Here is a 13,810-nt window from a genome sequence, read left to right as displayed (position 1 = left end):
CGGGACGAGGCGTTTTGAGCGGTGTCACTTCCCGGTTCTGAGCGGTGTCACTTCCCGGTGGCTGCCGCTGTGTGCTCGGCCGTCGTGATCCGGGGCAGCAGATCCGCGTAGGCCGCCGCGTCGAACTCGCCCGCAGCGGGGGCGAGCACCGTCGCCGCGGAGAGGGCGACCGCCCGTGACAGGCGTTCCGGCCAGGACAGGCCCGTGATCAGCCCGGACAGCAGGCCGGCGACGGCCGAGTCGCCGGCTCCCGTCGGGTTCCCCTTCACCGGCTCGGGCGGGCCGGCCTGCCAGGTGCCGTCCGGGGTGGCGGCGAGCAGACCGTCCGGGCCGAGTGAGGCGACCACCGTGTGCGCGCCGCGGCGGCGGGCGTCGCGGGTGGCGCGGAGCGGTTCGCGGGAGCCGGTGAGCTGGGCGAGCTCGTCCGCGTTGGGCTTGATCAGATCGGGGCGGGCGGCGATGCCGCGGCGCAGTGGTTCGCCGCTGGTGTCGAGGAGGACGGGGACCTCTGCGGCGCGCGCCCGGCGCACCAGTTCGGCGTAGGCGCCGACGTGGATGCCGGGCGGCAGGCTGCCGCAGAGCGCGACGGCCTCGGCCTCGCGGAGGAGTGAGTCGTAGGAGGAGAGGAAGGCGGTCCACTCCTCGGGTGCGATGGCCGGGCCCGGCTCGTTCAGCTGGGTGGTGTCGCCGCTCGTTTCGTCGGCGACGGCCAGGGTGCGGCGGGTGGTGCCGGCGCACTCGACGAGTGCGTCGTGCGGTGCGAGCGGGGCGAGCATCTCGCGCAGCACGGCCCCGGTGGACCCGCCCGCGAAGCCGGTGACGACGGTCTCGTGGCCGAGGGCCGCGAGGACCCTGGCGACGTTGACGCCCTTGCCGCCGGGTCGTTCGGTGACCTCGCCGACGCGGTGGGTGGTGTGCGGGGTGAGGGCGGCGACCTTGTACGTGATGTCGAGGGCGGCGTTGAGTGTGACCGTAAGGATCACTTGGTGGACACCCCCGAGAAACGCGTTCGCCGTGCTCGTACGGGTCCTGATCATGCCAAACGGAAGGCGGTTGGCCCAAGACCCGGTGACCAACCGCCTTGCCGCTGTGCCGTCCTGTCACCCCGTTTGGGGATGTACAACCCATTCGCCGTGCCGCATCACGCCCTTGAGCGTGAAGTCGGCGTCGAGGACGACGAGGTCCGCGTCCTTGCCGGACTCCAGCGAACCGACCCTGTCGTAGACGCCGAGCAGCTTTGCCGGGTTGGCGGAGATGGCGGCGACGACCTCCTTGACGGGGAGGCGGTCGACGGTGACGGCCCGCTTGAAGGCCGTGTCCAGGGTGAGCGTGGAGCCCGCGATGGAGCCGCCCTCCGCCAGCCGGGCGACGCCGTCCTTGACCACGACCTCGAGGGGGCCGAGCTGGTAGAGGCCGTCGCCGAAGCCGGCCGCGTCCATGGCGTCCGTGACGAACGCGACCCGGCCCGCTCCGGCGCTGCGGAAGGCGAGTTCCAGTGCGGCGGGGTGCAGATGGGTGCCGTCGTTGATCAGCTCGACGGTGATCCGCTCGTCCTCGAGCAGCGCGGCGATGGGGCCGGGCGCCCGGTGGCCGAGCGCGGGCATCGCGTTGAACAGGTGGGTGGCGACCGTGGCGCCCGCGTCGATGGCCTCGCGGGTCTGCTCGTACGTGGCGTCCGTGTGGCCGATGGCGGCGATCACGCCGTGCTCGGCGAGCAGGCGTACGGAGTCGATGCCGCCGGGCAGTTCGGTGGCGAGGGTGACCATCCGGGCGGCCCCGCGGGCGGCGTCGAGCAGCTTGCGGACCTCGGCCGGGTCGGGGTCGCGCAGCAGTTCCTCGCTGTGGGCGCCCTTGCGGCACGGGGAGATGAAGGGTCCCTCGAAGTGGATGCCCGCGAGATCGCCCTGCTCGACGAGTTCGGACAGGAAGCCGGCCCGGTGGGCGAGGAAGTCCATGTCGCCGGTGACGGTGGAGGCGACGAGGGTGGTGGTGCCGTGCTGCCGGTGGGTCGTCACGCCCCGCAGCACGTCCTCCGCGCTGCCCGAGGTGAAGGACGCCCCTCCGCCGCCGTGGTTGTGGATGTCGACGAAGCCGGGGACGACCCAGTGGCCGGACAGGTCGTGGACGGTCGCGTCGTCAGGGGCGTCCGCGGCGATCTTCGTGCCCTCGACGACGAGGCGTCCGCCTTCGACGGTCCCGGTCGGGAGCACCACCCGTGCCCCGGCCAGAACGGTGCTCTGCGGGCGGTGCGGGCTCCTGGCGTGAACCGTGCTCGTGGCGCGAGCGGCGCTGGCGGCCATCAGTCGGTTACCTCCGTGGCGAGTAGATCCCAGGCGAGCAGCCCTGCGCCCAGGCATCCGGCGGTGTCCCCGAGGGCCGCCGGGACGATCGTGGGCAGTTGCTGGAACGTCACGCGTTCCTCGACGGCCGCCCGAAGGGGTGTGAACAAGGTTTCTCCGGCCTCGGCGAGGCCGCCACCGATGATCAGTGTGCGGGGGTCCAGCAGGGTGAGCGCGGTCACGAGCCCGTCGGCGAGGGCGTCGACCGCCTCCTGCCACACCTCGGTCGCGGCCTTGTCGCCGGTCTCGACGGCCTTGGCGCAGTCGGCGGCGTCGGCGGCCGGGTTTCTGCTCGCGGCGGCCCAGGCGCGGGTGACCGCGGAGGCGGAGGCCAGGGTCTCCAGGCAGCCACGCCGGCCGCAGCCGCAGGCCGGGCCTCCTGGGCGCACGACGATGTGGCCGATCTCGCCGGCGCAGCCGTGGGCGCCGGCCTCGATGGTGCCGTCGATTCCGATGGCGCCGGCGATGCCCGTGCCGAGCGGTACGAACAGGAACCGGTCGGCGCCCCGGCCGGCGCCGATGCGGCCCTCGGCGAGGCCGCCGGTCCTGACGTCGTGCCCGAGTGCCACCGGGACGCCGTCGAGCCTGCGGCTCAGCAGTTCGCGCATCGGCACGTCACGCCAGCCGAGGTTGGCGGCGTAGACGGCGATGCCCTGCGCGGTGTCGACGATGCCGGGCACGGCGACGCCGACGGCCTCCGCGCTCCGGCCGAGGTGCTCCTGCCCGTGGGCCCGCAGATCAGCGGCGAAGCCGAGGATCGACTCGACGACGGCTTCGGGACCGCGCTCCCGCCCGGTGGCACGGCGCGCTTCGTGCAGGAGCGTGCCGTCCACCCCGACCAGGGCGGCCTTCATGCCGGTGCCGCCCACATCGAGGGCGATGACGTGTCTCACGGGAACAGTCTCGCCCGTGGACCCGAAAAAGGTCTAGTCCACTGCCCTGGATTGTTGCCATGCCATACAAACCGCCCCCGCGTGCGGCCGTGCTCCGGCGGGGCGGGAAGATCGGGTGTCCCGCCGCGACGGCGTCGACAAGGGCGGGCTCCGGGCCTGGTACGGAAGGTGCGGGCGTTGTGAAAGTGAGACCGCACTGGTGTAGACCTTGTACGCCGGATGGGGAAAAATCGCTCCTCATCTCACAGGACGTCGCCGGGGGGACCGACTGGGGCAAACGGATGACACGGACTAGGTAGCAGAGGGTGGGGAAGAGCTGTGCAGCGGCGCTTCTTGGGTCTGACCGCGGCAGTTGCCGCACTGGGTACGACGGTGTCACTCGCGGGCTGCGGAAGCGTCAGTGGCTCCGGTGACTCCGTCACGCTGAAGCTGGTGGCCGCCGACTACGACGTCGCGGGCGGCGAGAGCAGCAAGAATTACTGGGCCGATCTGACGGCCGCCTTCGAAGCCGAGAACCCCGGCATCAAGGTCGAGGTCCAGATCGAGTCGTGGAACGACGTGGACCGCAAGGTCGCCGAGATGGTCAAGGCGGGCAAGGCCCCCGACATCGCGCAGATCGGCGCCTACGCCGACTACGCCGCGGCGGACAAGCTGTACTCCGCCGACCAGATGCTGTCCATCCCGGTCCAGTCGAACTTCCTGCCCCCGCTCACAGAGGCGGGCGAGATGAAGCGCACCCAGTACGGCATGCCCTTCGTCGCCTCCACCCGGCTGCTCTTCTACAACAAGGAGCTCTTCACGGAGGCCGGGATCACCAAGGCCCCCAGGACCTGGAAGGAGCTGAAGGAGGACGCGGAGCAGCTCAAGCTGAACACCGACGTCAAGTACCCCTTCGCTCTGCCGCTCGGTCCGGAGGAGGCCCAGGCGGAGACGATGATGTGGCTGCTCAGCGGCGGCGGTGGCTACACCGACGAGCTCGGCAAGTACGCCATCGACTCGCAGGCGAACATCGACACCTTCGACTGGCTGAAGGAGAACCTCGTCGACGAGGAGCTCACCGGCCCGGTCGCTCCCGGCAAGCTCAACCGCAAGGACGCCTTCGCCGCGTTCACCCGCGGTGAGGTGGGCATGCTCAACGGTCACCCGTCGCTGCTGCCGGCCGCGGAGAAGGCCGGCGTCAAGGTCGGCAAGGTGGCGCTGCCGGGCAGGGACGGCCAGGCGGACGCGTCGATGGGCGTCGCGGACTGGATCATGGGCTTCAAGCAGAACGGCCACCGCGAGGAGATCGGCAAGTTCCTCGACTTCCTCTTCACCGACGCGAACGTCATCGAGTTCGCCGGAGGGAACGACCTCCTTCCGGTGACCGTCTCCGCCCAGGAGGCGATGAAGCACGACCCGGAGCACGCGAACCTCAGGGAGTTCCTGGAGGTCCTGCCGGGCTCCGTGCTCCCGCCGGTGGGCAAGACGTCGTGGGCCTCGGTGAGCGAGAACATCAAGAAGAACATCGGCGGCGCCGTGGCACCGGGCGGCAGCGCCGCGCGCACCCTGGACCGAATATCCCAGGACGCCAGGGCGGCCGAGAACGCGGAGTGACCCCGTTGCCGGGGCCGGGCCACCGGGCGGTCGGGGACGACCTGACGCCGACGGGTCCGACCCGTCAGTGGGCGCCGATATGTTGGATCGTATGACCGACGACCAGGGGCCCGGCACCGAGGGGCCGGACGACCACGAGCTCCCCGAGCGGGACCGGGCAGTCCTGGCCATGGAGCGGCGTTCCTGGCCGGGGCCCGGGGTCAAGGAGCGGGCCATCAGGGAGCAGCTCGGCATGTCCCCGGTCCGCTACTACCAACTGCTCAACGCCCTCCTCGACGACGCCCGTGCCCTCGCCCACGATCCGGTCACCGTCAACCGGCTTCGCCGTGTGCGGGACGCGAGGAGAAGTCGCCGATAGGGTCGGGAGCATGGGCAGCTCCCCGTACGCAGAAGCAGCCGACTCCATGCCGACGCCGTCCACCCCTGCCGGTCGTGACGGCATCGCGGCCCTCCTCGAACGGCCCCGCCGGGCCGTGATCGCCCTCGACTTCGACGGCACGCTCGCCGAGATCGTGCCCGACCCCGAACAGGCCCGCGCCCATGAGCGCGCCGTCCCCGCGCTCGCGGCCCTCGCGCCGAAGGTGGCCTCCGTCGCGGTGATCACCGGCCGCCCAGCCGGGGTCGCCGTCCGCTACGGCGGCTTCGCCGGCGTCGAGGGCCTCGACCACCTCGTCGTCCTCGGCCACTACGGCGCGGAGCGCTGGGACGCGGTCACGGGCACCGTCCGGGCGCCGGCCCCCGACCCCGGGGTCGCCGCCGCACGGGCCGAGCTCCCCGGCTTCCTCGACGGGATCGGCGCCTGGCACGGCACCTGGATCGAGGAGAAGGGCCGTGCCGTCGCGGTGCACACCCGCCGCGCCGAGGACCCGCAGGCCGCCTTCGACGCCCTTCGCGAGCCTCTCGCGGCGCTCGCCTCCCGGCACGGGCTGATCCTGGAGCCCGGGCGCATGGTCCTGGAGCTCCGTCCACCGGGCATGGACAAGGGCGTCGCACTGTCGGAGTACGTACGCGAGACCGGGGCCGAGGCCGTCCTGTACGCGGGTGACGACCTGGGCGACCTCGCCGCGTACGGGGCCGTCGACAAGCTCCGCTCCGACGGCGTTCCCGGCCTGCTGCTGTGCAGCGGCAGCGAGGTCACCGAACTCGCGGAACGCGCCGACCTGGTGCTGCCGGGCCCGGGCCAGGTGGCCGACTACCTGGCGGCCCTCGCGCAGCGCCTCTGACCACCTTCGCGCCGCGTCGGTCGGTCGCCCTTCGCGTGGCGTCGGTCGGCCACCCTTCGGGAGCGGGGTCGGCCTGTCGGTGTCGTCTCGCTCTCCGGTGGCGCGCAGGCCGTCGCCGACCGCCCCCGCGCCGCGCCTCTAATCGCCGTCGCGCAGCGCGTTCAGCTGGTCGAGGAACCACTGCCGCGGGGGCAGCGCGGTCGCTGCCGCCGCCAGGCGCTTGGAGCGCTCGGCCCGCTCGTCGGCCGGCATGGCCAGCGCCTCGTGCAACGCGGCGGCGGTGCCGCTGACGTCGTACGGGTTGACGGTGATCGCGTCGTCGCCGAGCTCCTCGTGGGCGCCCGCCTCTCGTGACAGCACCAGCGCGCAGCCGAGGTCGGTAACGACGGGGATTTCCTTGGCGACCAGGTTCATGCCGTCCCTGATCGGGTTGACCAGCGCCACGTCGGCCATCCGGTACGCGGCCAGTGAGCGTGCGAAGTCGTCCTCGACGTGCACCACCACGGGCGTCCAGCCGTCCGTGCCGTACTGGGCGTTGATCTCGTCCGCGAGCCGGGAGACCTCGGCCGTGTAGTCGCGGTAGACCGCGAGATCCTGGCGCGAGGGGTAGGCGAGGGCGATGTGCACGACGCGCTCGCGCCACTGTGGACGCTGCTCCAGCAGCTCCCGGTAGGCCAGCAGTCCGCGGACGATGTTCTTGGACAGCTCGGTGCGGTCCACCCGCACGATCGTGCTGCGGCCCTCACCCGCCTGCTCGCGCAGGGCGGCCATGCGGTCGTCCACGTCGGACCGCGCCGAGCGCTCCCGCAGGAAGTCGCCGTCGGCGCCGAGTCCGTGGACCCCGAGCCGTGTCCGCCTGCGGCCGTGGCCCGGGATCCGGTACTCGAAGGCAGGCTCCTGGTCCTTGGGCCACAGCGACGCCCCGTCGTACTGCACCAGCACGGATGCGGCGCAGCTCTGGAACGCCCGCAGCCAGCGCTGGGTCAGGAACCCCAGGCGGTCCGCGCCCAACATTCCGAGCAGCAGTTCCTCCGCGATGTCGCCCGGCAGCATCCGGAAGTACTCCGGTGGCGCCCACGGGGTGTGCGAGAAGTGCCCGATCCGCAGGTCGGGGCGGAGTTCGCGGACCATCCCCGGCACCAGCGCCAGGTGGTAGTCCTGCACCAGCACCACCGCGTCGTCGGCCGCCTCCTCGGCGAGCGCCTCCGCGAACGCCAGGTTGTAGAGCCGGTACGCGCCCCACTGCCGCCGGAACTCCTGACCGAAGGCCGGCTCGAGGGGCGTCTGGTACAGCATGTGGTGGACGAACCAGAGCACCGAGTTGGCGACGCCGTTGTACGCGTCGGCGTGGACGGTCGCGTCGATGTCGAGCATCCGTACGCCCGGCTCGCCGACCCCTCGCCGTACGGCCTCGCGGTCGCCGTCGCCCAGTGCCGCGCAGACCCACAGCGACTGTGCGTCCGAGCCGATGGCGGACAGGCCGGAGACGAGTCCTCCACCACCGCGGCGGGCGTCGAGTTCTCCGTCGTCGTTCAGCGCGTAGGAGACAGGGCCGCGGTTGGACGCGACGAGAATCTGGGCTGCGTCGGAGACCATGTGGCGAAACCTAGCCCGTACCGCTGGGCCTCAAACGTGTGTTTCCGGGCATGATCCGGCCGTGGCGCCGCGGGCCCACCGGTCAGTGGTCGCGACGGCGGGCGCGGGTGGCGGCCAGGGCGACGAGGCCCGCCGCCGCCAGGCTCAGGGCGATACCGCCCAGGAGCCACAGCTGTTCGGCCGTGCCCCCGGTGCGGGCCATCTCCACCTGGTACTCCGGTGCGGGGGCCGGGGCCGTGTCACGCTCCAAGGTCCCTTGCGGGGCCGGTGCGGCGGGGTGTGACGGCAGGGCCGTCGCCGGGAGGGCGGGCCCGAGGGCCGCGGCGGCGGTGACCGCCAGCGTGCCGAGGAGACGGGACAGCCGCTCGTGGGTGCCGGACGTGGTGTCCCTGCGGTGCCTGCGGTGCCTGCCGTGTGACGGAGCCAGAAATCCGATAGGTCCCATACATAGGAAATGTATGCAAACTGACCGGAAGGTTCTGTTTATGCCGCGCGACGCGCCGCGTACTCACCGATCTCGAGCATCGGCGGCCGCTCCTCGGTGTCCACCTGGTACGTCCGTGGGGCGAACCCGTTGTCCACCCGCTCGAACTGGGTGATCGACGGGCGCACCAAGTGCGGTCGGGAAAGCCGCAGTTGAGCGGTGCGGTAGATCGTCGCGGCCATCCTGCCGAGCGCCTGCCCGTCCTGGTGGCGGTGCTTGCGGGTGCCGACGTCGACCTGGGCCAGCGCGTCCAGGCCGACCAGGTTCAGCGAGTCGACCAGCAGACCCAGCTCCACGCCGTAGCCGACGGGGAAGGGCAGGCGTTCCAGCAGCGAGCGCCGTGCCGCGTACTCGCCGCCCAGCGGCTGGACGAACCCGGCGAGCTGCGGCCAGTGCAGGTTCAGCAGCGGCCGGGCCACCAGTTCCGTCACCCGGCCGCCCTGGGCCGGTGCCCCGTCCGGGCCGGGGGCAGCGCCGCCGCCCAGCGGGCGGTCGTACATCGCCTTGACGAACTGGACGTCCGGCTCGGTCAGCAGCGGGCCGACGATGCCGGAGACGAAGTCGGGGGAGAAGTCCCGCAGGTCCGAGTCGCAGAAACAGACGATGTCACCGCTTGTCACCATCAGGGAACGCCACAGCACCTCGCCCTTGCCCGCCACCGCGGGCAGTCCGGGCAGGATCGCGTCCCGGTGCACCACCCGCGCACCGGCGGCCGCGGCCACCTCGGACGTACGGTCGCTCGAGGCCGAGTCGATCACGACCAGCTCGTCGACGAGCCGGACGTTCTCCATCAGCTCCCGGCGGATGATCGTGACGATGTCCCCGACCGTCGCCTCCTCGTTGAGCGCGGGAAGCACGACACTGACCGTCGTACCCTGCCTGACCTTGGCGGACAGCAGCCGGTCCAGGGAACGGTCGGATGCTGACCAGGAGCGCCGGCTCAACCAGCGCGCGACCTCATCGAGCACTTCCATCTCCCTTGACAGTCGGCCGTGTGACCCATCTCGCGACTCGGACGACTATCTCAACCGTCCGGTGCTTCGGTTACAGTCTTGAGCAACGCGAACGACCCTCGCATCTCGGGGGGTCCAAGCACACAAACGCCCGGACCGCACGTCCGGTGCCATACCGCTCATCCAGAGGGGCAGAGGGAACGGCCCGTTGAAGCCCCGGCAACCCTCCCGCCGACCGCGAGGTCACGGTGGGGAAGGTGCCAATTCCGTCTTGTGGCGAAGTGCGTCACGAGGAAGATGAGGAGAAAGGGCCTCGCCATCATGGCTGCGCAGACTGTCGCAAGCACCTCCGCAAACACCACCGCCCCCGCTTCCACCTCCGTGGACCTCGGCCCCGCCGCCGCACTCGCGTGCCGCGAGTGCGGACAGCGTTTCGAGCTCGGCCCCATCTTCGCCTGCGCCGAGTGTTTCGGGCCGCTCGAAGTCGCATACGACCTGCCGAGCGGCAGCCCGGAAGAACTGCGGAAGCGGATCGAGGCCGGACCGGCCAACATCTGGCGCTACGCCCCCCTGCTTCCCGTCCCCGCGGACGTGGCCGACAAGCCGAACCTGAACCCGGGCTGGACCAAGCTGGTCAAGGCCGACAACCTCGCCCGTGAACTGGGCGTCACCGGCGGTCTGTTCATCAAGGACGACTCCGGAAACCCGACGCACTCGTTCAAGGACCGGGTCGTCGCCCAGGCCATCGAGGCCGCCCGCGCCTTCGGCTTCACCACCCTGTCCTGCTCCTCCACCGGCAACCTCGCCGGCGCGGTCGGCGCCGCCGCCGCGCGGGCCGGATTCCGCTCCTGCGTGTTCATCCCGCACGACCTGGAGCAGGGCAAGGTCGTCATGGCCGCGGTGTACGGCGGGGAGCTCGTCGGCATCGAGGGCAACTACGACGACGTGAACCGTTTCTGCTCCGAGCTCATCGGTGATCCGCTGGGCGAGGGCTGGGGCTTCGTCAACGTCAACCTCCGCCCGTACTACGCGGAGGGCTCCAAGACCCTGGCGTACGAGATCTGCGAGCAGCTCGGCTGGCGGCTGCCGGACCAGCTCGTGGTGCCGATCGCGTCGGGCTCGCAGCTCACGAAGATCGACAAGGGCCTCCAGGAGCTGATCGCGCTCGGGCTCGTCGAGGACAAGCCGTACAAGATCTTCGGTGCCCAGGCCGAGGGCTGCTCGCCGGTGTCGACCGCCTTCAAGGCCGGGCACGACGTCGTACGGCCCCAGAAGCCGAACACCATCGCCAAGTCGCTCGCCATCGGCAACCCGGCCGACGGTCCGTACGTGCTGGACATCGCGCGCCGCACCGGCGGGGCGGTCGAGGACGTGAACGACGAGCAGGTCGTCGACGCGATCAAGCTGCTGGCCCGTACCGAGGGCATCTTCGCCGAGACGGCGGGTGGCGTGACGGTGGGTGTGACGAAGAAGCTGATCGAGGCGGGCGTGCTCGACCCGGCGCTCACCACCGTCGTCCTGAACACCGGCGACGGCCTCAAGACCCTCGACGCGGTGGCCGAGACCTCGCAGGCGACCGCCGTCATCCGCCCGAGCCTGGACGCGTTCCGCGACGCCGGCCTGGCCGCCCACTGACCATCCACTCCTGAGAGGCGACGAACATGAGCGTCAACGTCCGCATCCCCACCATCCTCCGTACGTACACGGGTGGCCAGGCCGAGGTCCCGGCACAGGGCGCGACCCTCGCCGAGGTCATCGCGGACCTGGAGAAGAACCACACCGGCATCGCGGCCCGCGTCCTGGACGATCAGGGCAAGCTGCGCCGCTTCGTCAACGTGTACGTGAACGACGACGACGTCCGTTTTGAGCAGGGCCTCGAGACGGCCACGCCCGACGGTGCGGGCGTGTCGATCATTCCCGCCGTCGCCGGCGGCTGATCCCTCCCCCGGGAATTACCCGCAGTTACTGAATTGCCCCCTCCGCTCGAGAAGCGGAGGGGGCAATTCAGTATGGTTGAGCGCGGTAGAGTCTGGGAAGCACCCCCGCCGGCCGCTCGAGAATGCCTTCAGGTTTCGCAAGAATGCGGCCAAACCATGCGATCGAATTGCCGTTTAGGCGTCATTTGCCGGGCCCGACTTGCCCCGGAATTTTGCGAATTCGCATGAATCGGCCGTTCGGCCCTGCCCAGATTTCTCGTCCGAATGACCTGTTGCAGAGGGCAGTTGGGCAGATACATTCAGCCGCGGTCGACGCGTTCCGGCGCACACCCCTCCTGCTGGGGTGAGGTCTGACCCGGGTCCGCGAAGTGCGGTCCTGCGCAAGGGCCAGTAATAGGGGAGTTAGGCATGGCTCAGGGCACCGTCAAGTGGTTCAACGCGGAGAAGGGGTACGGCTTCATCGCGGTCGACGGTGGTGCGGATGTTTTCGTCCACTACAGCGCGATCCAGATGGACGGATACCGCACCCTTGAAGAGGGTCAGCGGGTCGAATTCGAGATTTCGCAGGGCCAGAAGGGTCCGCAGGCGGACATGGTCAAGCTCGCCGTCTGATCCGACTGACCGAGGCGCGATCGGCCACCGACGCACTCACACACGAGGGGCTCGCATCCCGTTCACCGGGGCGCGGGCCCCTCGTGCGTGCGTGGGCCGGGTGACGCGGGCCCCTTGTGCGCGCGTGGGCCGGGTCGACGAGGCCCCTCCCGCGTGCGCGCGCCCCTCGCGCGTGCGCGCGGACCGGTCCGGAACCGGTCCACGATCCTCCAGAGGCGCTTGCACTCTCATGGGTCGAGTGCTAATCATTGGCGTTAGCACTCTCCCAGTGAGAGTGACAGAACTTGGATCGGTTCGGTGAGGTCCGCAGACCGCGTGGGGCAAGGAACCACACGGCGCGCAGGCCGTCCGTCGCGGGCACCGTGCTCCGGTCCGAAGCAATCCTCCCCCGCAGCCTGCGGCGCGGGGGGACCCCCATGCCCGGGAGGAACACTTCACATGGCCAAGATCATCGCGTTCGACGAGGAGGCACGGCGCGGTCTCGAGCGCGGGATGAACCAGCTCGCCGACGCCGTCAAGGTCACCCTTGGCCCCAAGGGTCGCAACGTCGTCCTCGAGAAGAAGTGGGGCGCCCCCACGATCACCAACGATGGTGTTTCCATCGCCAAGGAGATCGAGCTCGAGGACCCGTACGAGAAGATCGGCGCCGAGCTGGTCAAGGAAGTCGCCAAGAAGACGGACGACGTCGCCGGTGACGGTACGACCACCGCGACCGTTCTCGCCCAGGCTCTCGTCCGCGAGGGTCTGCGCAACGTGGCGGCCGGCGCCAACCCGATGGCCCTGAAGCGCGGCATCGAGAAGGCCGTCGAGGCCGTCTCCGGCGCCCTGCTCGAGCAGGCCAAGGACGTGGAGACCAAGGAGCAGATCGCCTCCACCGCCTCCATCTCCGCCGCTGACGTCCAGATCGGCGAGCTCATCGCCGAGGCCATGGACAAGGTCGGCAAGGAAGGCGTCATCACGGTCGAGGAGTCCCAGACCTTCGGTCTGGAGCTCGAGCTCACCGAGGGCATGCGCTTCGACAAGGGCTACATCTCGGCGTACTTCGCCACCGACATGGAGCGTATGGAGGCGTCCCTGGACGACCCGTACATCCTGATCGTCAACTCCAAGGTCGGCAACGTGAAGGACCTCCTTCCGCTGCTCGAGAAGGTCATGCAGTCCGGCAAGCCGCTGCTGATCATCGCCGAGGACGTCGAGGGCGAGGCCCTGTCGACCCTGGTCGTCAACAAGATCCGCGGCACCTTCAAGTCCGTCGCCGTCAAGGCTCCGGGCTTCGGCGACCGTCGTAAGGCCATGCTGAACGACATCGCCATCCTCACGGGCGGCACGGTCATCTCCGAGGAGGTCGGCCTCAAGCTCGAGAACGCCGGCCTGGACCTGCTGGGCCGCGCCCGCAAGGTCGTCATCACCAAGGACGAGACCACGATCGTCGACGGTGCCGGTGACAGCGACCAGGTCCAGGGTCGCGTCAACCAGATCCGTGCCGAGATCGAGAACAGCGACTCGGACTACGACCGTGAGAAGCTCCAGGAGCGCCTCGCGAAGCTGGCCGGCGGCGTGGCCGTCATCAAGGCCGGTGCCGCGACCGAGGTCGAGCTCAAGGAGCGCAAGCACCGCATCGAGGACGCCGTTCGCAACGCGAAGGCGGCCGTCGAGGAGGGCATCGTCGCCGGTGGTGGCGTGGCCCTGCTCCAGGCCTCCTCGGTCTTCGAGAAGCTCGAGCTCTCGGGCGACGAGGCGACCGGCGCCAACGCCGTGAAGCTCGCGCTGGAGGCCCCGCTCAAGCAGATCGCCGTCAACGGTGGTCTCGAGGGTGGCGTCATCGTCGAGAAGGTGCGCAACCTGCCCGTCGGCCACGGCCTGAACGCCGCGACCGGTGAGTACGTCGACATGATCGCCGAGGGCATCATCGACCCCGCGAAGGTGACCCGCTCTGCCCTGCAGAACGCGGCCTCCATCGCGGCGCTGTTCCTCACCACCGAGGCCGTCATCGCCGACAAGCCGGAGAAGGCCGCCGCGCCGGCCGGCGGCGGCATGCCGGGCGGTGACATGGACTTCTGATCGACCACTGGTCGATCAACCGTCCTTGACCGAGGGCGGCACCCCATCCCAGGGGTGCCGCCCTTCGGCGTTCCCGGGACGCGGGTTCGGCCGGTCGTCCACCGCCGGACCTCGAAGAC

Annotated in this window: 13 protein-coding genes and 1 riboswitch; of the genes, 7 read left to right on the top strand and 6 right to left on the bottom strand. The window is 70.4% G+C overall.

Annotated features, from left to right (window positions below):
- Nucleotides 1-47: 47 nt before the first annotated feature.
- From ACFYV1_RS19745 to ACFYV1_RS19735, 3 genes are all read right to left on the bottom strand, one after another.
- The gene (locus tag ACFYV1_RS19745) at nucleotides 48-983 is read right to left on the bottom strand and encodes a 1-phosphofructokinase family hexose kinase (RefSeq protein WP_389396781.1); all 936 of its coding nucleotides are present in this window, start codon (nucleotides 981-983) and stop codon (nucleotides 48-50) included.
- Between the two features lie 117 nt (nucleotides 984-1,100).
- Nucleotides 1,101-2,300, bottom strand: a complete 1,200-nt coding sequence (gene nagA, locus ACFYV1_RS19740) for an N-acetylglucosamine-6-phosphate deacetylase (protein WP_389396780.1) — start codon at nucleotides 2,298-2,300, stop codon at nucleotides 1,101-1,103.
- Nucleotides 2,300-3,232, bottom strand: coding sequence for an ROK family protein (locus ACFYV1_RS19735; RefSeq protein WP_389396779.1), 933 nt, complete (start codon nucleotides 3,230-3,232; stop codon nucleotides 2,300-2,302). The genes nagA and ACFYV1_RS19735 overlap by 1 nt, the downstream gene beginning before the upstream one ends.
- A 318-nt stretch (nucleotides 3,233-3,550) precedes the next feature.
- Between ACFYV1_RS19735 and ACFYV1_RS19730 the strand changes: the two genes are divergently transcribed.
- From ACFYV1_RS19730 to otsB, 3 genes are all read left to right on the top strand, one after another.
- Nucleotides 3,551-4,825: an ABC transporter substrate-binding protein gene (locus ACFYV1_RS19730; protein WP_389396778.1), complete on the top strand. Its 1,275-nt coding sequence runs from the start codon at nucleotides 3,551-3,553 to the stop codon at nucleotides 4,823-4,825.
- 91 nt (nucleotides 4,826-4,916) lie between these two features.
- Nucleotides 4,917-5,183 (top strand): DUF3263 domain-containing protein, encoded by a 267-nt coding sequence (locus tag ACFYV1_RS19725; RefSeq protein WP_389396777.1) that lies wholly within the window; start codon nucleotides 4,917-4,919, stop codon nucleotides 5,181-5,183.
- Between the two features lie 10 nt (nucleotides 5,184-5,193).
- A complete protein-coding gene (gene otsB, locus ACFYV1_RS19720) occupies nucleotides 5,194-6,048 on the top strand; it encodes a trehalose-phosphatase (protein ID WP_389396776.1) in 855 nt (284 codons plus the stop codon).
- 138 nt (nucleotides 6,049-6,186) lie between these two features.
- On the opposite strand, the gene ACFYV1_RS19715 is transcribed toward otsB, so the two are convergent.
- The 3 genes from ACFYV1_RS19715 to ACFYV1_RS19705 all read right to left on the bottom strand — a co-directional run bounded on the left by ACFYV1_RS19715 (nucleotide 6,187) and on the right by ACFYV1_RS19705 (nucleotide 9,096).
- The gene (locus ACFYV1_RS19715; protein WP_389396775.1) at nucleotides 6,187-7,644 is read right to left on the bottom strand and encodes a trehalose-6-phosphate synthase; all 1,458 of its coding nucleotides are present in this window, start codon (nucleotides 7,642-7,644) and stop codon (nucleotides 6,187-6,189) included.
- A gap of 82 nt (nucleotides 7,645-7,726) precedes the next feature.
- Entirely contained in the window at nucleotides 7,727-8,089 is a 363-nt protein-coding gene (locus ACFYV1_RS19710) for a hypothetical protein (RefSeq protein WP_389396774.1), read from the bottom strand.
- A 38-nt stretch (nucleotides 8,090-8,127) separates the two neighbouring features.
- Nucleotides 8,128-9,096 carry a glucosyl-3-phosphoglycerate synthase gene (locus ACFYV1_RS19705; RefSeq protein ID WP_389396909.1) on the bottom strand — a complete coding sequence of 323 codons (969 nt, stop codon included), beginning with the start codon at nucleotides 9,094-9,096 and terminating at the stop codon, nucleotides 8,128-8,130.
- 161 nt (nucleotides 9,097-9,257) lie between these two features.
- Nucleotides 9,258-9,385, top strand: a riboswitch (SAM riboswitch).
- Between the two features lie 17 nt (nucleotides 9,386-9,402).
- Here ACFYV1_RS19705 and thrC point away from each other — a divergent pair.
- From thrC to groL, 4 genes are all read left to right on the top strand, one after another.
- A complete protein-coding gene (gene thrC, locus ACFYV1_RS19700) occupies nucleotides 9,403-10,716 on the top strand; it encodes a threonine synthase (RefSeq protein WP_389396773.1) in 1,314 nt (437 codons plus the stop codon).
- Nucleotides 10,717-10,742: 26 nt separating this feature from the next.
- The gene (locus ACFYV1_RS19695) at nucleotides 10,743-11,018 is read left to right on the top strand and encodes a MoaD/ThiS family protein (RefSeq protein ID WP_338697825.1); all 276 of its coding nucleotides are present in this window, start codon (nucleotides 10,743-10,745) and stop codon (nucleotides 11,016-11,018) included.
- Nucleotides 11,019-11,426: 408 nt separating this feature from the next.
- Nucleotides 11,427-11,630: a cold-shock protein gene (locus tag ACFYV1_RS19690; RefSeq protein WP_005315736.1), complete on the top strand. Its 204-nt coding sequence runs from the start codon at nucleotides 11,427-11,429 to the stop codon at nucleotides 11,628-11,630.
- A gap of 438 nt (nucleotides 11,631-12,068) precedes the next feature.
- Entirely contained in the window at nucleotides 12,069-13,691 is a 1,623-nt protein-coding gene (groL, locus tag ACFYV1_RS19685) for a chaperonin GroEL (RefSeq protein ID WP_389396772.1), read from the top strand.
- The last annotated feature ends 119 nt before the right edge of the window (nucleotides 13,692-13,810 follow it).

The organism is Streptomyces sp. NPDC003023 (genome assembly GCF_042888225.1).
Lineage (GTDB): Bacteria > Actinomycetota > Actinomycetes > Streptomycetales > Streptomycetaceae > Streptomyces.
Note: the sequence above shows the minus strand (reverse complement) of the source record. Positions and strands in the feature narration are given on the sequence as shown.